Here is a 21,386-nt window from a genome sequence, read left to right as displayed (position 1 = left end):
AAATATTATGAAAACTAAAATCACACTAATAATTGCTTTTTTGTTTTTAGGGCTAAATACAAGCTTTGCTCAAGCTAGTAACGAAGATTGTACAATCAATATGTCTTTATTAGCAGAAACAGTAAAAGGTAAAAAGTTTACTGAAGCATTACAATATTATAATAAGGCGATAAAAGATTGCCCTAAATTTAACCTTTCTGGATTATACAAATATGGAGAAGACATGTTTGAAGGTCTATTAAAAGAAGCAACAACAGATGCTAAAAAAGTAGAATACATAAACGAGTTAACTGGACTTTGGGATTCTAGAATGGCTAATTATGCAAGTAAATCTCCAAAAGGTAAATTTGAAGCTAAAAAAGCAGAATTAAGATACGATTATAGAGAGTTGTTAGGTTTAACAGATGAGCAAATTTATAACGAATTTGATGCTATTTATACGTCAGACTTAAAAAACTTTAAAAGCCCAAAAGGTTTATATGTTTATTTTAAAATGATGGTAAGTCTTTATGATAAAGGTCAAAAAACACCTCAGGAATTATTTAATAAATACGATGATGTTGTAGATAAAATTGAAACTGAAGTTGAAAAAAACTCTGTAAAACTTAACGAGTATATTGCTAAAGGAGATAATTTATCATCAAAAGACCAGAAGTACAAAAAGTTTTATTCTCAAACTTTAACAGCATTCGAAAAAATATCTGGAAGTGTAGAAGCAGAATTAGGAGATAGAGCAAATTGTTCTGTATTAATTCCAATTTACCAAAGAGATTACGAAGCAAATAAAGATAACGGTGTTTGGTTACAAAGAGCAATGAACAAGTTGTACTCTAAAGGTTGTAAGGAAGATCCAATGTTTGTAAAAATTGTAAAGCAGAAAAACACATTAGAGCCAAATGCAGATACAGCATGGTACTTATATGTAATTACTGGAGAGCAAAAATATTTCGACCAATCGTTATCTTTACAAACAGATCCATTAAAGAAATCTAGATTATATTATAAATTAGCTGGTGAGTTTAAGTCTAAAGGAAGTTATGGTAAAGCAAGAGAATATTACTATAAATCTATGGAATTAAATCCTGCAAATACAACAGGTTATTTACAAGTAGCATCAATGTATGCATCAAGTGTAAAAAGTTGTGGTACTACTAATTTTGAAAAAAGATCTATATATTGGTTAGCAGAGAGAGAAGCTGCAAAAGCAAACAAATCTACAGCATCTAAATATGGAGCTTTAGCACCAACTAAACAAGATATTTTCTCAGCAGGTATGTCTGGAAAAACTATTAAAATAGGATGTTGGATAGGAAGAAGTGTAACAGTGCCTACTATTTAATGAAACTTAATAAATTACATAATATTAAAAACGGAGTCATAGCATTAGCTGTGACTTTGTTTTTTTCATGTACAAATAACTTTAAGGAGGTTAATAAAATTGGCGTTAGTGAAAACGAACCGCAAGGTGTTGGTGTAGATATTAATGTTATCCGTACAGACTCTGGTCGTGTAGCAGCAAATTTAATTAGCCCAAAACTATTGGATTTCGAAAATAGAAAATTTGGTTATTCTGAATTTCCAGAAGGAGTAATACTGCATATTTTTGATGAGCAAAATCAACGTACAACAATTGTTTCAGATTACGCTATAATTTATAGCGAAACAGATGTTATAGACTTACAAGATAATGTAATAGTATCTACACATGAAGGCGATAGCTTGTATGCAGACCAATTGTTTTTCGATCAAAAAAAAGAATGGCTTTTTACTAATCTACCAGTAAAATATAAGTCTAAAGATTATCTTACAAAAGGACAAGGTTTCGATTCTGATAGAGATTTTACAAAAGCCGAAGTCTTAGAAATTAGTGGCGTTTTTGCGGTTAGTGAATAACAATATTCTACACTTCAAAATTTTACATATCTTTACTATAATTAATATTACCCAATGAAATACTTAAAATTCTCACAATACATATATATAATAGCAGGTGTTTATTTTCTATACGATTGTATAGTGAATTGGAATACAGATAGAAATCATGCATATTTATCACTATTTTTATTTGTTCTTGCAGCTTTTATGTTTTTTTTTAGAAGGCATTTTCATAAAAAATATGAAGATAGAAACAATAATAAATAAATGTCCACAACAGTAATTGTCGTTATAATTGTAGTGTCGTTGTTATTATCGGCATTTTTTTCAGGCATGGAAATTGCCTACGTTTCTGCTAATAAAATTCATATAGAAATAGAAAAAAAGCAAGACGATTTTTTGGCAAGAATACTATCTAAACTTACAGCAAAACCATCAAAATTTATTGCAACTATGCTTATTGGTAACAATATAGCATTAGTTATTTATGGTTTTTTTATGGGTGATTTATTGGTAAAATGGTTTGCCTCTCTGGTAAATAATTATCCTTTTTTACATTATTTACTTACAGATTTAAGTTTATTGTCTCAAACTATAATTTCAACATTAGTAATATTATTTACAGCAGAATTTCTACCTAAAGTTTTTTTTCAAATTTATAGTAATACCTTAATTAAGGTATTGGCTTTTCCTGCCTATTTATTTTATTTACTATTTACTTTTATATCAGATTTTGTACTTTGGATTTCAGATTTTGTATTAAAAAAATTCTTTAAAACCGAAGGCGACCAAGTACAATTAGCTTTTACTAAAGTAGAATTAGGTAATTATATAAGTGAACAAATGGAATCTGTAGAAGAACATGATGAGATTGATACAGAAATCCAAATATTTCAAAATGCCTTAGAATTTGCAGAGGTTAAAGCAAGAGAAGTTATGATTCCTAGAACGGAAATTATGGCCTTAGAAATTAACGATTCTGTAGCGAATTTAAGCACACTATTTACCGAAACAGGGATGTCTAAAATATTAATTTATAAAGACACTATAGATGATATTGTAGGTTATGCACATGCTTTCGAATTATTTAAAAAACCCAAAACAATTAAGGCAATGGTGCTACCAGTAGAGTTTGTTCCAGAAACCATGTTGGCTAACGATATTTTAAATGTTTTAATAAAAAAACGTAAAAGTATAGCTGTAGTTTTGGATGAATACGGTGGAACATCAGGAATAATGACTGTAGAGGATATTGTTGAAGAGCTTTTTGGTGAAATTGAAGACGAACATGATACTGTAGTTTTAAAAGAAGAAAAAATAGACGATACTAACTATATTTTTTCTGCAAGATTAGAAGTAGATTATTTAAACGAAACTTATAAATTAAATTTACCCGAAGGCGAAAATTATGAAACCTTAGGAGGTTTAATTGTAGACCATACAGAAGAAATTCCACAACAAAATGATATTGTTATAACCGAACATTTTCAGTTTAAAATTTTAGAAGTATCAAATACTAAAATAGACCTAGTCTCTTTAAAAGTAAAAACAGATGATTAACAGATAATAAGAGCTTTTTTCTACTATTTGCTATAAAAAACACAATCATTTTAATAATTCTTAAATTATTGCCAAATTCTACTTTTATTATTAAATAGAAAATGGTATTTTCGCCCACTATATTTTAACAATAACAGAATACAATCTATTTAAACAGATGGCAATTTTAAATAAAATAAGACAGAAAACAGTTGTACTAATTTTAGTAATCGCATTAGCACTTTTTGCTTTTATACTATCGAGTCTTTTCGATAATAAAGATGCGTTATTTAACAAGTCTCCAGATGTAGTTGCTACTATTAATGGAAAAGATATTTCTCGTCAGGAATTTATGGCTCAAGTAGAAGCTCGTAATAATCCAAATGCTACACAGTCTCAAATCATGAACCAAGTTTATGAGGCAGAAGTAAGAAAATCTGTAATGGAAGATCAATACAACCAATTAGGTTTAACTGTTGGTAGAGAGCAAATGCGCGATTTATTAAGCACAACTTATGGTAATAGTCCTCAGTTTTTAAATGCAGATGGTGTTTACGATGAGTCTTTACTTAATCAATATATATTAGATTTAAAAAACTCTCCAAACCAAGATTTTTATAACAGATGGGTACAAGGAGAAGAGAGTATTGCTTCTGGTGCATTACAACAAAATTATATTAACATGATTAAAGCTGCATCTAATGCAACTTTAGCAGAAGGAGAACTAGAGCACAAATTACAAAGTGATTTGGTAGATATTAAATATGTATCTGTGCCTTATGCTACAATTCCAGATAGTACTGTAGAAGTAACTAAGTCTGAAATTAAAGCTTATGTTAGTAAGAACAAAAATAAATATGAGGTTGAAGCATCAAGAAATATACAGTATGTAAAGTTTGATAATGTAGCTTCATTAGAAGATGAAAACACGTTTCAAAACGAATTAATTTCTTTTATAAAAGGAGGAGAGGTTTACAATGAAACTACAAAGCAAACAGATAAGGTACCAGGTTTTTTAAATATGAATGAAGAGGAAGCAATTACTTTAGTAAATGCAGAATCTGACGCAGCCTTAAAATTTCAAGATAAATTTGTTTACGCATCAGCTTTTCCAAATGGTGTGAAAGATAGTATTTCAAAATTAAATATAGGAGCCGTTTACGGACCTTACAAAGATGGAGGAGCATTTAAAATAACTAAACTTTTAGATAGAAAAGTTTTAGCAGATTCTGTACAGTCTAGTCATATTTTAATTCCTTATGTTGGGTCTCAAGCAGCAACAGCAGAAACTGTAAAAACAAAGGAACAAGCAAAAATTAGTGCAGATAGTATTTTAAAATTAGTTAAAAATAACAAAACTAAATATGCAGAAATAGCAAACGAAATAAATACAGATGGTTCTAAAGGTAAAGACGGAAGTATAGGATGGTTTCGTTTAACAAACTACAATCCTGCATCATTTGACCCAGATTTTGCAAACTTCCTATTCTTTAACGACGCAGGAAGTATTGATGTTGTAGAAACTAAATTTGGATACCATATTATTAGAATAGACGACAAGAAAAACGAAGATACTGCTTATAAAGTAGCAACTATAGAAAGAACTATTGAGCCTTCTGTAGATACAGAAAATGCTGTTTTTAGAGCGGCTACAAATTTTGAAGTAGCTGTTAATGATAAAGATTTTCAAGCTGTTGCCAAAGAAAATAATCTAGCAGTAAATCCTGTAAGTACAATTAAAGAATTAGACGAAAGCATTCCTGGAGTTGGACCATTAAGAACTTTAGTACGTTGGACTTTTGAAGACGATGCAAAGGTTGGAGATACAAAACGTTTTGAAACTACTAACGGTTATATTGTAGCTCAAATTACAGAGAAAAATGAAGCTGGTTTAATGAATGTTGAAGATGCCTCTGTAACTGCTTTACCAGAAATAAGAAAAGAAAAGAAAGCTAAGCTTATAAAAGATAGAGTTTCTGCTAGAACGTTAGCAGATTTTGCTGCAGCAGAAAACCAACAAGTAAAAACAGGTTTAGCTATTAATATGAAAAATCCAACAATTTCTGGAGCAGGCTTAGAACCAATAGTAGTTGGTCATGCTTTTGGTTTAGAAGAAGGACAAACATCTAGGTTAATTGCTGGAGAAAAAGGTGTTTATATGGTTGAAGTTACTAAAAAAACAGATGCTGTTAGTTTAGAAAATTACCAATCTTTTGCAAACCAAGTAGCTGCAGAAAAAACAAATGCAATTAACACAAGGTTATATAATGCACTAAAAGAATCTGCAGAAATTGAAGATTATAGAGCAAAAACAATACAATAGTATTACTTTTAGATATTAAATTTAAAGCCTTGCATTGCAAGGCTTTTTTTATGCAATAAATTAATGTTCGAAGTTAAGTAAGTTTTAAAATCATAGTATTAAAACTAACTATGGTGTTATAGCCTTTAGATTTAAAGTAGGTTTCAATATAAGTTTGCTCTCCTGTAGCTAAAATAAAATCACCATTCCAACCACCAAGACTTTTAATTTCATTCTTAAAATCACTAAATAAGCGCTTTTTTATTGGTGTTTGATTTGTAATATTTCCAATTAAAGTTTCGTGTTCCTTAATTAGCTCATTAAATTCTTCAATAGCATTTGTAGTAATTAATTTTGAAGTAATTTTATTTATTTTCAAAATTATTTCTTCGCTATTAGATTTATTGTTTTTATAAGTTTTAATAGAATCTCGACTATTTTGCTTTCTATTTAAATAAACAAAAAACAATTGGTCGTTAAATGGTTTATTAAATAAAATACGTTCAATTTTAGGCTTACTAGTCGTTAATTGATATACAATAGCACTATCATTTTTTGCACAAGCAATATCATATCCGCTACCTCCAAAGGTTTTATTAGATAAAGTAAAAGCATCAACTTTAGCCCATTGTGCTATATTATTTAAAAGTGTAGAAGACGATCCTAATCCCCAATTATTAGGGAACTCCAATACAGATGTTACTTTGTAACCTTTTTCATTTTTTAAAAAATCAGGATTAAGCTGTTTGGCTACATTTAATATTTTAATAAGTCTTTTACTTAAATCATTATGTTGTTTTGGGAGAAACTTAATATTTCCGTCTAAAAGAGTATATGTTTCTTCAAACCAAATGGCACCGTTACAATCTATACTTTGCCAAATAAGTTTCTGTTCTAGAATTGGTTCTACAGTTAAAGATTGTCCTAATTTTGTTGGTAGAGCTAAAGCTTTTGCTCCGTCAAGAACTACATATTCTCCAGAAAGTAATAATTTTCCATGACTGTAAAATGTTAGCATTACTGTCTTAGTTTTTCTAATTCTGAAACTACAGCACTATGTGTTACTGTATTAGTTTTAAAATAATTTACTATAACTTCTTTTTCTTCGTTAGTAGCGTTAAATTGATTTAAAATATTCATTAAATGCATTTTCATGTGTCCTTCCTGTATTCCTGTTGTAGTTAATGAGCGTAAAGCTGCAAAATTTTGAGCTAAACCAGCAACAGCTACAATTTGCATAAGTTCTTTAGCTGATGGTTTTCCTAAAATATTTAAAGCGATTTTAACTAAAGGATGTAATCCGGTAAGACCTCCAACGGTTCCTAATGCCAATGGTATTTCCATCCAGAAAGTAAATACACCATCTTCAATTTTTGCATGTGTTAAACTAGTGTATTTTCCGTTTTTTATTGCATAAGCATGCACACCAGCTTCAATAGCTCTAAAATCGTTACCGGTAGCAAGTACTACGGCATCAATACCATTCATTATACCTTTGTTGTGTGTAACAGCTCTATGTGGCTCTACTTCTGCAATATTTACTGCGCGAACAAACTTTTCGGCGAAAGCCTTGCCTTCAATACCCTTATGTTTTAATTCTTCAACATTACAAGACACCTCTGCTCTAACTAAGCAATCTGGAACATAGTTAGAAAGGATACTCATAACTATTTCAATAGAGGTATTTAAGTGTTTTTCTGCTTCAGTTTTAAACGTTTTTGAAAATTGCTCTAAACACGAATTTATAAAATTCGCTCCCATAGCATCTAATGTTTCAAAGGTTGCATGAAGTTGATAATAGTTATTTAAATCAGAAGTTTTATTTCTTAATTCAATATCTAAAATTCCACCACCACGTTTTTCCATGTTGGCGGTTATTGGTTTTGTATCTAATATTAATTTAGGTTTAACGGTTTCAAAAACTTTTTTTAAAGTTTCAAAATCGCCATCAAACATAAAATGAACCTGTCCAATTTTTGTAGTAGAGATCACTTTAGCCTTAAAACCACCACGTTGCATCCAGAATTTAGCAGCATTACTAGCAGCAGCAACAACCGAGCTTTCTTCAATAGCCATTGGGATTGCGTATGTTTTTCCGTTAATTTCGAAATTTGGAGCTACACCAAGTGGTAAATAATAATTAGAAATAGTGTTTTCTATAAACTCATCGTGAAGCTGTTGTAGTTTACTGTCTGCATTAAAATACTGCGTAATAGTTTGCTTTGCAGTATTGGAGTTTGAAAGGTAGTTGCTAACTATCCAGTCTATTTTTTCAGATTTAGATAGTTTTGAAAAACCAGAAATTGTTGTACTCATTAGGTTAAATTTGTGATTGCGAAGATACTAAATAACAGCTGTTTTGAAGATAACTTACTTTAACGAAATTTTAAACCAAGCATTTTACTTATTATCTTACTTGAATTAAGTGTTAATAATTAGGGTTTTTTGCTTATTTTTTAGTAAACTTGACATTATTTTATCAAAAAAATATTCTTAATGACAATATCTAAATATATAGCATTTTTATGCTTATTAGTAACTACTTTATGTACAGCACAAAACAAATCTATAACGCTTGATGATATTTGGTCTAATGGTACATTTAGACAAGAAAGATTAGATGCTTTACATTCTATGAAAAATGGAAAAGAGTATTCAGTTTTAAATTTTGATAGAAAAAATGGCTCTACTACAATTGATATTTACGATTATAAAACTTTAGAAAAAGTAAAAACATTAGTAAGCTCTTTAAACCTTGAAGACATAAAGTTTTTTACAGATTATAAATTTAGTGATGATGAGTCTCAGGTACTTTTAGCTACAAATCAAGAATCTATTTTTAGACGCTCAACATTAGCTAATTATTATGTTTTAGACACAAAAACAGGGATGCTAACTTCTGTTTCTAATGAAAAAATTCAAGAACCTACTTTTTCTCCAGATGGACAAAAGGTTGCTTATGGTTTAAATAATAATTTATATGTAAAAGATTTAATATCTGGTAAAACAACACAATTCACTAAGGATGGAGTAAAAAATAAAATTATAAACGGTATTACCGATTGGGTCTATGAAGAAGAATTTGGTTTCGTGCGTGCTTTTGAGTGGAATGCAAATAGCGATAAAATAGCATTTATACGTTTTGACGAAACTAATGTTCCAGAATTTTCAATGGATGTTTATGGTAAAAATTTATACCAAACACAAACTGTGTTTAAATATCCTAAAGCCGGTGAAGCAAATGCTATTGTATCACTTTATGTTTATGATTTTAAAGAAAATAAAACAAACGAAGTAAAAGTAAATAAGGATTATAAAGATTTTTATATTCCTAGAATTAAATGGACAAATAACCCTGATGTTTTAAGTGCTCAGTACTCTAATCGTCATCAAAATGAGTTAGATTTATGGATGATTAATACTAATAAAAATAAAGCAATTTTAGCAGTTGAAGAGAGAGATAAAGCATATGTTGATGTAACAGATAATCTTACTTTTTTAGAAGATAATAGCTTTATATGGACTAGTGAAAAAGATGGTTTTAATCACATTTATCACTATACTAAAGATGGAGAATTAATTAATCAAGTAACAAAAGGAAATTGGGAGGTAACTAATTACTATGGTTTAGATGTAAAAACAAATAAAATTTACTACCAATCTGTAGAAAATGGTTCTATAAATAGAGACGTATACTCTATAAACCTTAATGGAACTAATAAACAACGATTAACAAAAGATACAGGTACTAATAATGCAGATTTTAGTGCAGATTTTACATATTTTATTAATACTTTTTCTAGTGCTACAACACCTCCTGTGTATACATTAAATAGTGCTGCAAATGGAAATGTAATTAAAAAAATAAAAGATAATGAAAAACTAGCCGAAACAGTTTCTCAATATTCATTATCACAAAAAGAATTTTCTACAATACATGTAAATGGTAACGATTTAAATATGTGGGTAATTAAACCTGCAAATTTCGATGTCAATAAAAAATATCCATTATTAATGTACCAATATTCTGGACCAGGTTCTCAACAAGTTGCAAACCGTTGGAATAGTTCAAATGATTATTGGTATCAAATGCTAGCACAAAAAGGATATATTGTGGCTTGCGTAGATGGTAGAGGAACAGGATTAAAAGGAGCAGATTTTAAGAAAATAACTCAAAAGGAATTAGGGAAATTTGAAGTTGAAGATCAAATTGAAGCTGCAAAATTATTAGGGCAAAGAAATTATATAGATGCTTCTAGAATTGGAATTTGGGGATGGAGCTACGGAGGCTTTATGTCTAGTAACGCTCTTTTAAAAGGTAACGATGTGTTTAAAATGGCAATTGCAGTTGCACCGGTAACAAGTTGGAGGTTTTACGATTCTATTTATACAGAACGTTACATGACTACGCCTCAAGAAAATGCAAGTGGTTACGATGATAATTCACCAATAAACCATGTAGATAAGTTAAAAGGAGATTTTCTATTAATTCATGGTACTGGAGATGATAATGTACATGTGCAAAATACAATGCGAATGGTTGAAGCCCTAATTCAAGCCGATAAACAATTTGAATGGATGATTTATCCAGATAAAAATCACGGTATTTATGGAGGTAATACACGCAAACACTTGTACAAAAAAATGACTAATTTTATAGATCGTACTTTGGGAGACAAGTTAGAAGCTAATTAGTAGATTCTTCTAAAACTTAAATTAAAAATAACTAACTAAAATATATAAATATGGAATTAAAATATGGAGGTTCTGTAGAGAACCAAAAAACAGTATTAGGTCACCCGTCAGGACTGTTTGTGTTATTCTTTACAGAAATGTGGGAACGTTTTTCGTACTATGGAATGCGAGCGTTATTAGTACTGTTTTTAGTTTCAACACTATTAGATGGTGGTTGGGAATGGACAAGTGCAGATGCATTAGTTCTTTACGGTTGGTATACTGGATTGGTATACTTAACACCAATAATTGGAGGTTTTATTGCAGATAAATTTATGGGTTATAGAAATGCTGTTGTATTAGGAGCATTAATTATGACTCTTGGTCACGCATCTATGGCTTTAGAAGGTATAACTTCAATTTTTTTCTATATTGGTTTAGCAGGTTTAATTATAGGAAATGGTTTTTTTAAGCCTAACATCTCATCAATGGTTGGGCAATTATATAAATCTCAAGGAAAAGAAAAAGATGGAGGTTATACAATTTTCTATATGGGAATTAATGCCGGAGCTTTTTTAGGAATTCTTTTATGTGGTTATATAGGAGAAAAAATAGGTTGGCACTATGGTTTTGGACTTGCTGGAGTATTTATGTTCTTAGGAATGTTACAGTTTTATTTCACTCAAAAAATATTTGGAAAAATAGGATTATCGCCAAAACAAACTGAAGATTTTGATGATGTAATTGAAGATGGAGTAGAAAAAATAGGAGAAGATATTGAAGAAGCAGTAGAGGAAGCAGAAAGCTCTAAAGTAGTAAGAGATAGAATGATTGTAATTGGAGTATTCTCTTTATTTGTAATATTCTTTTGGTGGGCATTCGAGCAAGCTGGTGGATCTATGACAATTTTTGCTAAGGATTATACAGATAGAGCTTTAGTAGGTAATGCCGCTCTAACATTTAAAGTTATAAATACAATTATAACTGTTGTGCCAATGTTAGTAATCACTTGGGTGTTAGCTATGTTGTTTAAACAAACATTTAAAAAATTCGCTTTAGCTAATATATTACTTGGTTTTAGTTTTGTAATTATATGGGCAATAGTAATTTGGATGCTTAGTAGAGAATTTAAGGCAGATACAACAGAGGTTCCAGCTTCTTGGTTTTCTGTGTTAAACTCATTATTTATAATATTATTCGCACCATTATTTTCTAAATTATGGGAAAGTAAACTTAATCCATCTGGTCCAATTAAGTTTGCTATTGGATTATTATTGGTAGGTTTAGGCTTCGGAATTTTAGCCTACGGAGCATCAGGAATACCAGAAGGAGCAAAAACAGCTTCTGTTAGTTTAATGTTTTTAGTAGGAGCTTATTTTTTACATACAATGGGAGAGCTTTGTGTTTCTCCAGTAGGATTATCTTACGTTAGTAAATTAGCTCCAGTAAAATTTGTAAGCTTAATGTTTGGTATTTGGTTTACAGCAAACTTCTTTGCTAACTTATTAGGAGGATTTACAGGAAGTTTTATTGATCCAATCTCAGAAGAATATGGCTTGTCCACTTTCTTTTTAATATTTACTGTAATTCCAATAGGAGCAGCTATAATAATGATGCTTCTAAACCCTATTCTTAAAAAGAAAATGCATGGCATTGAGTAATTTTAAATTTAAAAAATATTAAACTAAATTATAAATATGAATGTAGCTAAATTTAGATTCGAAGGATCTGAAATGAATCGAAAATTATTAATGGGACATCCGTCTGGGTTATTTGTCTTGTTTTTTACTGAAATGTGGGAACGTTTCTCTTACTATGGAATGCGTGCTATATTAGTACTATTTTTAACCTCTGCTATTATTGATGGCGGTTGGGGATGGAGTAGAGAAGATGCTTTAGGCTTGTATGGTACATATACAATGCTGGTATATTTCTCACCAATAATTGGTGGTTTTTTGGCCGATAAATTTTTAGGATACAGAAGAGCAGTGGCAATTGGAGCACTAATAATGACATTAGGTCACGCTGCTATGGCTTTCGATACTCCATGGAGTTTATATTTAGGTATCGCACTTTTAGTTGCAGGAAACGGATTGTTTAAACCAAATATTACCTCTATTATAAATGGCGTTTATGTTAACGCTCAAAATAAAAAGGATGGTGCATTTACCATTTTTTATATGGGAGTAAATGCAGGAGCATTTTTAGGTATTTTACTATGTGGATACATAGGAGAAACAGTTGGATGGCATTATGGATTTGGCTTGGCAGGAATATTTATGTTTATAGGAATGATTCAATTCTGGTTAGCACAAACAATTTTTGGAAAAATAGGATTGTCTCCGTCAGAAAGTATTGATTATGTTGATGCTATTTCAAATAACGAAGAAGAAATAAAGGCAGAAATTGTACCAGCAAAAGTGCAAAGAGATCGTTATATAGTTGTGGGAATTTTAGCATTTTTCACAATATTTTTCTGGGCAGCTTTTGAACAAGCAGGTGGTTCTATGACTATTTTTGCTTCAGATTATACAGACCGTGTTTTAGAAGGAAGCTCAGCAAATATTTTTAGAATTGCAAATACACTATTAACAGTAGTGCCTTTAATAATAATAACTTACGTTCTTTTTCAGTTATTTAAAATTACATTTAGTAAATACAAAGTATCTAATTTAGCTTTAGGCTTAAGTTTTGCAATTATTTGGGCTATTGTAATATGGATGTTAAAAAATCAATTTACTCAAGAATCTACCGAAATTCCTGCATCTTGGTTTGGAATATTAAATTCATTCTATATTATTGCCTTTGCACCTTTAGTATCTAAAATATGGGAAAGTAAATACAATCCTTCTGCTACAGTTAAGTTTGGAATGGGATTAATTTTACTTGGACTTGGTTTTGGAATTTTAGCTTATGGTTCTGCTTCAATTCCTCAAGGAGCGCAAACAGCATCTGTAAGTATTGTGTGGTTAATATTAGCTTACCTTTTACATACTTTAGGTGAATTATCTTTATCTCCAGTAGGCTTATCTTATGTTAGTAAATTAGTACCAGCAGCTAAAATTGGTTTAATGTTTGGTCTATGGTATATAGCCATTGGGTTAGGAAATAAAGCCGCAGGATCTATGGGTGGAATGATAGATAAAATTACAGCAGAGTACGATATGAGTACTTTCTTTTTAATTTTTACAATTGTTCCAATTGTGGCAGGATTAATTTTAATGGCGCTTACTCCAGTAGTAAAAAAATTAATGCATGGTGTTAAATAAGCACATTTTATTATAAAACTTTAACAAAACGCCTTTTATAAGGCGTTTTGTATTTTTGTAACTTTGGAACACTATTTGCGACTCTTTAAAAAAATCTGTAAAATGAAAAAATATATATTATTAGCTCTATTCGCTGTTTTAGCAACCGAAACAATTTCTGCACAAGAAATTAATTGGATAACACTAGAAGAAGCTGTGAAACTTCAAGAAAAGAATCCTAAAAAAATAATGATGGATATGTACACCTCTTGGTGTGGACCATGTAAAATGTTAGATCGTAATACCTTTAGCAATAAAGATGTTGCAAACTATGTTAACAAGCACTATTATGCAGTTAAATTTAATGCAGAAGGCAATGATGTTGTAAATTTTAAAGATAGAACATTTAAAAATCCTAATTACGATCCTGCAAAAGCTAAACGAAGAAACTCAGGACATGAGCTAGCAAGATATTTTAGTATACGTTCGTATCCTACTATTGTATTTCTAGATGAAAAAGCAGATTTTATTGCTCCTATTATTGGATATAAAAAACCACAACAATTAGAGCTTTACTTAAAAATGTTTAAAAAGAATGAGCATACAGGAATGGATACACAAGAGAAATTTAATGAGTATTTTAAGAACTTTAAGCCAGAATTTTCTCAAATATAATTCTTCAATTTAATATAAAAGCTCCCTTTTCGCCAGTATAGTGAAAAGGGATTTTTTGTTTTAAACATGTCGCTTTCCAACGTGCTATGTAAGATTTGTAATTGCTTCCGTCAGCAATAATTTGTTTCGGTTTTAAAGAATCTATAAGTCTATTTAAATTAATTTTTGGAGACTGTGTAATTAAAACATAATGAGGTTTAATTTTCTTTAAATTATATACACCAAGACTATCAATTATAAGTACAGTGTGGCTTTTTGTTTTAATAAATGAAGGTTTTTTATTAGCTGTAATCTCTTTAATGTTATTACCAATTTTATAATCAATTAAATTACTAAATTGAGATAAGCTATCTAAATCTGAAAACACATCTAATTTTTGCTTCTTTTTTAAGCCAATTACTGTGTACCTACTTTTATGAAATAGTGTTAACGTGTTTGTGTTGTGAGTATATTTATTATACAAATTCACACCTTGAAACAGAAGTATAGAAACTAATGTTAATTTTAGCCACTCGTGTTTTTTGTAAATTGTTAACTGTATAAACAAAACAATAAATATATAAGCTGTAATTACTTGCCATCCATTAAAAAATATATCTTTAAATAAAAAGGTTTCTTGAAGCGATAACCACTTCATTAACGAGTTCATGCTAGATATAATAAACCCAAAACCATCGGCTAAAAATTGAGGTAAAAAATCACATAAAGCAAGAATAATAATTAAAATTCCGATGGCTAGAATTGCTCCTAAAAAAGGAATTATTATAATATTGGCAACAAAAAATAAACCTGGAAACTGATGGAAATAATATAAGCTAATTGGCACAACACCAAACTGTGCAGCAATTCCAACAGTAAAATAGTCCCAAATTTTTTCTAAAAGAAAATTTTTAGGATTCCATAGTTTTTTTAATCTTGGTTGGATAGCTACAATTGCTATAACAGCTAAATAGCTTAATTGAAAACCAACATCAAATAAAAATAGAGGTTTAAAAAGTAGTAAAACAAATATAGATATAGCTAATGTGTTATAAATATTTGTTGGACGTTTTAAATGCATCCCAATAGCAATAATGCTAAACATTGTTACTGCGCGTGTTACAGATGCAGATAGACCTGCAATTATGGCAAAGCTCCACATAAAAATTACCAAAATAATAATAGTTATTGCTTTACCATATTTAAAACGGTTTAAAGGTTTTAAAGCAAAATTAAGAAGTAGTAAAATTAAAGCAACATGTAAACCAGAAACGGCAAGAATATGTACAGCTCCAGCATCTGTATAGCTGTCGTAAATATCTTTACTTAAATCTTGTCTTTGCCCTAAAATAAGAGCATTAATTATAGCTAAAACATCTGGCTTAAAATTGTACTTTTTTAACTTAATATTTATAGTTTCTCTAAATAAGTCTGCATACCCATAAATAGTATGTTTATTTGTGCTTATAGTTAATAGTCTTTTAGGATTTACATATAGTTGCTTAAAAACATATTGTTTAGATAGGTAACTTCTATAATTAAATTGAAAAGGATTAATTGTCGAGGTAATAGGTTGAAACTCTTCAGATGTTACATAAATTTCATCAACTTTAAGAGGTTTGTTTATACTGTCTTTTACTACGTTAAGTAGTGCTTTGCCAGATACCGAAGCATCTGCAATTTTTAAAATTTCAATAATGTATTTATCGTTAAAATTTCCAGATTTTAATGTCGATCTAATTCTAAAAGTAATTGGTTTTTTATTGTAGTCAATATTTGTATAATTATTTTCATCAAGTTTTTCATTGTGAAAATTTGTAACTAAAATTCCAATAAAAATCATGGTTACAAAGGTTACAAGGCCAAACCAAATGTTTTTTATTCTTTTATGCTTTGAAGAAAAGTAAATTAAGGTTAATATAAATAATAGAAAAATTGTTGCATACAACGAAACATGTTTTGGAATTTCAATAAAAAAAGCAATTAAAATTCCAAGAACTAAGCAAGTGGTTAGCTTTATTATGGTGAAGTTAAGGAGTCTCACTCCTTGAAGATAATAAATTATTTCTTACAAAACCCTTCTGGCTTGTACAAAAGCAAAATACCAGTACTTTTCTTTAATATTAGAAGTCATAACACCTTTACTGGTGGAAGCATGAATAAATTCTACATTATCGCCATTAGTAGCTGTAACTAAGCCTACATGATTTACTTTTCTGCTATTTTTTTTTGTAGCAAAAAATACTAAATCTCCTTCTCTAACTTTTTTTAAATCTATCCAATCTCCATAAGAAGATAATCCAGATGTAGTTCTAGGAATGCGAAGTTGTTCTTCTAAAAAAGCGGTGTAAATTAAACCAGAACAGTCCATTCCTTTTTTTGTAGTTCCTCCGTATTTATAGCGTGTACCTTTATATTTTTCGGCATTGTTAATAATAGATTCTGCTATTTCAGAAACAGCTACTTTAGGTTGGTTAACTTTTTTTGTGGTTTGTGTTTTTCTGGTAACTACACGCTTATTTTTGCTAGCTCCGCAACTAGATAATATAAAAATGGTAAGTAGAATTAGGGCAATTTTTCGCATTTTAAGAGGTCGCGTTTATTGATTTGTAAATTAATTTGGCAGTGTTTTTGCTCGCGCCTTTACCGCCTAAATCTCTTTCTAAATCGTAATAATCTAAAAAGAATTTGGTTCTTTCGTAGTCGTCAAGTATAATATTTAACTCTTTTTTTAAGCGTTTGGTATTAAACTCGTTTTGAATAAGTTCTGTAACTGCTTCTTTTTTTAAAATTAAATTTACTAAAGAAATATAGTCTAAATTTACTACGCGTTTACCAATTTGATAAGATAACCAGCTACCTTTATAGCAAACTACCTGAGGTACTTTAAACAATGCAGTTTCCAATGTTGCGGTTCCAGAGGTAACTAGGGCAGCTGTAGAGACGCTAAGTAAATCGTATGTTTTGTTGTTTAAAAAATGAACATTTGATTTTTTTATAAATTGCTGGTAAAATTCATAATCTTGACCTGGTGCACCAGCAATTACAAATTGATAACTTTTGTAATCGTCTACCAAACTAAGCATAATAGATAGTACTTTTTTAATCTCTTGTTTTCTACTTCCTGGTAATAAGGAAATTATAGGTTTTTCGCTCAAGCCATTTTCTATTCTAAATTTAGATTCATCAACTTGGTGTCTATTGCCAATAGCATCAATTAATGGATGACCAACAAAATGTACAGGAAAGTTATGTTTGTCTTCATAAAATTGTTTTTCAAAAGGAAGAATAACATACATTTCGTCTACATCTCTTTTTATACTTTTAATTCTACCTTCTTTCCATGCCCATATTTGCGGTGAGATATAGTAATGATTCTTATAACCTTTTTGTTTTGCCCATTTGGCAATTCGTAAATTAAATCCTGGGTAATCTATATAAATAATAACATCAGGATTAAAGGCTTCTATATCCTGTTTGCAAAAGGTAAGATTTTTTGTAATTGTTCTTAAATTCATTATTACTTCTGCAAAACCCATAAAGGCTAATTCACGATAGTGTTTTACTAAAGTGCCACCAACAGCTGCCATAAGGTCTCCTCCCCAAAATCTAAATTCGGCATTAACGTCTTCACGTTGTAATGCTTTCATGAGGTTTGAACCATGTAAATCGCCCGAGGCTTCTCCAGAAATAATATAAAATTTCATTTGTTAAAACTTATTCAGTATAAAAATTAAAGCTACTAAAACTATAGCAATAATTACACCTTTTGCGGTGTCTTCTTTTTTCTTATTTAAAAAATAATAAACAACAGGTAAATTTAATAATATACCAATACTAGCACGTTTACCTAAAACGCTTGTTGATAATATTTTGTTTGTAATATCTTGGGTAGATAAACCTAAATTTAGACCAATAATTAAGGTATAAATAGAAATACCTATAAAGGTTGTAATTAACCCAATAAGAAAACCAATAATTATAGCTTTTTTATTCATTTAAATTCCACGTGTTTAATTGTTGTAAAGCATGATGTGCTGTTAAATCAAACTGCACTGGTACAACAGAAATGTAACCTTTTTCTAAGGCCCATTCGTCTGTATCTTTGCCTTTATCGTAATTTACAAATGTTCCCGTTAACCAATAATAGTCTTTGCCTTGAGGAGTTTTTCTTTTGTCGAACTTTTCTTTCCAATTAGCTCTTGCTTGCCTACAAACTTTAATACCTTTTATTTTTTTTTGCTGTAAATTAGGAATATTAACATTAAGTACAATACCATCTGTTAAGCCTTCTTTTAAAACATTTTTTACAATAGTTTTAATAAATGGTTTTGAAGGTTCAAAATCGGCATTCCAACTATAATCTAAAAGAGAAAAACCAATAGCAGGAATACCTTCAATTCCAGCTTCTATTGCAGCGCTCATAGTTCCAGAATAAATAACATTTATAGAGGAGTTGCTACCATGATTAATACCAGAAACTACTAAGTCTGGACGCCTATCTAAAATTTCATTTACAGCAATTTTAACACAATCGGCTGGAGTTCCAGAGCAGCTATAAGCATGATAGTCTCCATTTTTAACATGAATTTTTTCAATATGTAATGTAGAATCTAAAGTTATGGCATGACCCATACCGCTTTGAGGGCTGTCGGGTGCAACAACAACAACATCTCCCAAAGTTTTCATAACATTTATTAAGGTGCGAATGCCAGGAGCTGTTATACCATCGTCGTTAGTAACTAAAATTAATGGCTTGTCTTTCATGTGTATTTTACTGGAATGAGGTAGCTTTATTAATAACAAGCTAAAATACATAATTTCTATAGTATTTTCCTAAATTTAATGCTTTAACAAAAAATTAGGCCAGTTACAGATAGTTGGCACGATTTTTTCTTTTATTTTAGTGAAAATTTTCCTTTAATTAAGAATGGAAAAAAATAGAAAGTATATGAAAAGGAAATATAATATATTAATGTTAGTACTTTTGTTAGCTTTTGGCTCTTGCAGTTTTACAGCAAAAGTAGATAACGATCCAAATAAAGATAAGCTCTTAATACAAATTATTACGTTGGCATTAGAGCAGTTACATTTTGAGCCTAAAGATTTTAATGATGAATTTTCGGAGGATGTTTACAATACTTATTTAAATCAAATAGATCCTCTTAAACGTTTCTTTTTAAAAAGTGATATAGAAGAGTTTGAAGCATATAAAACTCAAATTGATGACGAGTTAAGAGCTTACGATATTACTTTTTTTAATATAACAAACGAGCGTTTAATTCAGCGTATGGCCGAAGCTAAAGAATATTATAAAGAAGTTTTAGATAAGCCTTTCGATTTTAGTATTGACGAAGATTTTAATACAGATTACGAAAATCATGAATATGTTAAAAGTAAGAAAAAATTAAAAGAGCGTTGGAGACAATTATTAAAGTTTAGTACTATTTCTAATTACGATGAGCTAATTAGAACTCAAGAAAGAGATACGGTAGCTTCACTTGATGGAGAACCTAAAGTTAAAAAGTCTTTAAAAGAATTAGAGGTTGAAGCAAGACAAGAAACTAAGAAAAGTTTAGATGTTTATTATACAGATTATGTAGAGGATTTGGAAAGAAAAGATTGGTTTTCAATGTACATAAATGCAATTGTAGAAGAGTTCGATCCGCATACATCTTACTTTGCACCAACAGATAAAGATCGTTTCGATCAACAAATGTCTGGTAAACTTGAAGGTATTGGAGCAAGATTATCTAAAAGAATGGATTATACTAAAATAGTTGAAGTGATTTCTGGTGGTCCGGCTTGGAGAGGTCAAGAATTAGAGGTTGGAGATATTATTTTAAAAGTGCGTCAAGAAGATGAGAAAGCTGCAGTTAGTATTGTAGGAATGCGTATTGATGATGCAATAAAATTAATTAAAGGGCCTAAAGGAACAAAAGTATATTTAACACTTAAAAAAGTAGATGGATCTATTGAAGATATTTCAATAACAAGAGATATAGTAGAGTTAGAAGAAACTTATGCAAAATCATCTACAGTTTTAAAAGGTGATAAAAAGTTTGGACTTATTAATCTTCCAAAATTTTATATAGATTTTACAGATTATAATGAACGTAATGCAGCATCAGATATTAAAAAAGAAATAGAAAGATTAAAAGAAGAAGGAATAGAAGGTTTAGTTTTAGACCTTAGAAATAATGGAGGTGGATCTTTAAAAACTGTTGTAGATATTGCAGGTTTATTTATTAAAGATGGGCCAATTGTGCAAGTACGCTCAACAAACGAGCCTAAAGAAGTTTTAGAAGATACCGATAAATCTATTGTATGGGATGGACCATTAGTAATTATGGTTAACGAGTTATCGGCATCGGCATCAGAGATTTTAGCTGCAGCCATGCAGGATTATAAACGAGCTATTATAATTGGTAGTAAACAAACTTATGGAAAAGGAACTGTTCAAAATGTATTAGATTTAAATAGAATGGTACGCAATAGTTCTCATGGAGATTTAGGAGCTATTAAAATAACACGTCAAAAATTTTATAGAATTAATGGTGGATCTACGCAATTAGAAGGTGTAAAAAGTGATGTGGTAGTGCCAGACCGTTATAGTTTTATCGATATTGGAGAACGCGATCAAGAAAATCCATTAGCTTGGGATAAAATAGATGCTGTAAAATACGATTATTGGAATAGTTATTTCGATTATGATGCTACTGTAAGTAATAGTAAGAAACGTATGGAAAACAACCCACAATTAAAGCTAATCGAGGAAAATGCTAAGTGGCTAAAGTCTCAAATTGAGGAAAATGTATTTTCTTTAAATTATAAAAAGTATAAAGCAGAATTAAAGGCAGACGAAGAAAAGGCAAAAGAATATGATGCTATTTCTAAATATACAACAAATTTAACTTTCAACTCATTACCTTATGAAGTAAGGCTTTTTGAAAAGGATACTGTTTTAAAAGAAAAACGTGATAGATGGCACGAAAGTTTAAGTCATGATGTCTACGTAGAAGAAGCATTAAATGTGCTTAACGATTTAAAAATGACCTACGAGATTAAAAAAGTAGCAGCTATAAAAGAATAAA

17 protein-coding genes are annotated in these 21,386 nt (G+C 29.9%); 10 read left to right on the top strand and 7 right to left on the bottom strand.

The genetic code is table 11. The features are described 5' to 3' along the window. The first annotated feature begins 7 nt into the window (after positions 1–7). From CLV86_RS04735 to CLV86_RS04715, 5 genes are all read left to right on the top strand, one after another. Positions 8–1,339, top strand: a complete 1,332-nt coding sequence (locus CLV86_RS04735; protein ID WP_121050265.1) for a hypothetical protein — start codon at positions 8–10, stop codon at positions 1,337–1,339. Then, complete coding sequence (gene lptC, locus CLV86_RS04730) at positions 1,339–1,893, top strand: LPS export ABC transporter periplasmic protein LptC (protein WP_076734184.1); 555 nt, start codon at positions 1,339–1,341, stop codon at positions 1,891–1,893. Before CLV86_RS04735 ends, lptC begins: the two co-directional genes overlap by 1 nt. 54 nt (positions 1,894–1,947) lie before the next feature. Continuing rightward, entirely contained in the window at positions 1,948–2,142 is a 195-nt protein-coding gene (locus tag CLV86_RS04725; protein ID WP_076734183.1) for a hypothetical protein, read from the top strand. Beyond that, positions 2,143–3,435 carry a hemolysin family protein gene (locus CLV86_RS04720; protein ID WP_076734182.1) on the top strand — a complete coding sequence of 431 codons (1,293 nt, stop codon included), beginning with the start codon at positions 2,143–2,145 and terminating at the stop codon, positions 3,433–3,435. 157 nt (positions 3,436–3,592) lie between these two features. After that, entirely contained in the window at positions 3,593–5,737 is a 2,145-nt protein-coding gene (locus CLV86_RS04715) for a peptidylprolyl isomerase (RefSeq protein ID WP_076734181.1), read from the top strand. 73 nt (positions 5,738–5,810) lie between these two features. On the opposite strand, the gene CLV86_RS04710 is transcribed toward CLV86_RS04715, so the two are convergent. Together CLV86_RS04710 and CLV86_RS04705 are read right to left on the bottom strand one after the other, a co-directional pair. Beyond that, on the bottom strand, positions 5,811–6,734 hold the full coding sequence (locus CLV86_RS04710) for a GYDIA family GHMP kinase (protein WP_121050205.1): 924 nt from the start codon (positions 6,732–6,734) through the stop codon (positions 5,811–5,813). After that, positions 6,734–8,032 (bottom strand): hydroxymethylglutaryl-CoA reductase, degradative, encoded by a 1,299-nt coding sequence (locus CLV86_RS04705; protein WP_121050202.1) that lies wholly within the window; start codon positions 8,030–8,032, stop codon positions 6,734–6,736. The genes CLV86_RS04710 and CLV86_RS04705 overlap by 1 nt, the downstream gene beginning before the upstream one ends. Positions 8,033–8,212: 180 nt before the next feature. On the opposite strand from CLV86_RS04705, the gene CLV86_RS04700 reads away from it, so the two are divergent. The 4 genes from CLV86_RS04700 to CLV86_RS04685 all read left to right on the top strand — a co-directional run bounded on the left by CLV86_RS04700 (position 8,213) and on the right by CLV86_RS04685 (position 14,313). Continuing rightward, positions 8,213–10,411 (top strand): S9 family peptidase, encoded by a 2,199-nt coding sequence (locus tag CLV86_RS04700; RefSeq protein ID WP_121050199.1) that lies wholly within the window; start codon positions 8,213–8,215, stop codon positions 10,409–10,411. 50 nt (positions 10,412–10,461) lie between these two features. Then, positions 10,462–12,051 carry a peptide MFS transporter gene (locus tag CLV86_RS04695; RefSeq protein WP_076734177.1) on the top strand — a complete coding sequence of 530 codons (1,590 nt, stop codon included), beginning with the start codon at positions 10,462–10,464 and terminating at the stop codon, positions 12,049–12,051. Positions 12,052–12,087: 36 nt separating this feature from the next. Beyond that, positions 12,088–13,659, top strand: coding sequence for a peptide MFS transporter (locus CLV86_RS04690; protein ID WP_121050196.1), 1,572 nt, complete (start codon positions 12,088–12,090; stop codon positions 13,657–13,659). A gap of 102 nt (positions 13,660–13,761) precedes the next feature. Next, positions 13,762–14,313: a thioredoxin family protein gene (locus tag CLV86_RS04685; RefSeq protein ID WP_121050193.1), complete on the top strand. Its 552-nt coding sequence runs from the start codon at positions 13,762–13,764 to the stop codon at positions 14,311–14,313. A 4-nt stretch (positions 14,314–14,317) separates the two neighbouring features. Here the strand turns inward: CLV86_RS04685 and CLV86_RS04680 are convergent, their stop codons facing one another. From CLV86_RS04680 to surE, 5 genes are read right to left on the bottom strand one after another with little or no spacing between them, the layout of a single operon-like run. Beyond that, positions 14,318–16,336: a ComEC/Rec2 family competence protein gene (locus tag CLV86_RS04680; RefSeq protein WP_121050190.1), complete on the bottom strand. Its 2,019-nt coding sequence runs from the start codon at positions 16,334–16,336 to the stop codon at positions 14,318–14,320. Between the two features lie 24 nt (positions 16,337–16,360). Continuing rightward, entirely contained in the window at positions 16,361–16,876 is a 516-nt protein-coding gene (locus CLV86_RS04675; protein WP_121050187.1) for a C40 family peptidase, read from the bottom strand. A gap of 1 nt (position 16,877) precedes the next feature. Next, positions 16,878–17,999, bottom strand: a complete 1,122-nt coding sequence (gene lpxB, locus CLV86_RS04670) for a lipid-A-disaccharide synthase (RefSeq protein ID WP_121050185.1) — start codon at positions 17,997–17,999, stop codon at positions 16,878–16,880. Between the two features lie 3 nt (positions 18,000–18,002). After that, a complete protein-coding gene (locus CLV86_RS04665; RefSeq protein ID WP_121050182.1) occupies positions 18,003–18,290 on the bottom strand; it encodes a hypothetical protein in 288 nt (95 codons plus the stop codon). Continuing rightward, positions 18,283–19,059, bottom strand: coding sequence for a 5'/3'-nucleotidase SurE (surE, locus tag CLV86_RS04660; protein ID WP_076734170.1), 777 nt, complete (start codon positions 19,057–19,059; stop codon positions 18,283–18,285). Before surE ends, CLV86_RS04665 begins: the two co-directional genes overlap by 8 nt. A 184-nt stretch (positions 19,060–19,243) precedes the next feature. Between surE and CLV86_RS04655 the strand changes: the two genes are divergently transcribed. Further along, positions 19,244–21,385: a carboxy terminal-processing peptidase gene (locus tag CLV86_RS04655; protein WP_121050262.1), complete on the top strand. Its 2,142-nt coding sequence runs from the start codon at positions 19,244–19,246 to the stop codon at positions 21,383–21,385. Position 21,386 lies beyond the last annotated feature (1 nt).

It is taken from the genome of Lacinutrix venerupis (assembly GCF_003663945.1).
Classification (GTDB): Bacteria; Bacteroidota; Bacteroidia; order Flavobacteriales; family Flavobacteriaceae; genus Lacinutrix; species Lacinutrix venerupis.
Note: the sequence above shows the minus strand (reverse complement) of the source record. Positions and strands in the feature narration are given on the sequence as shown.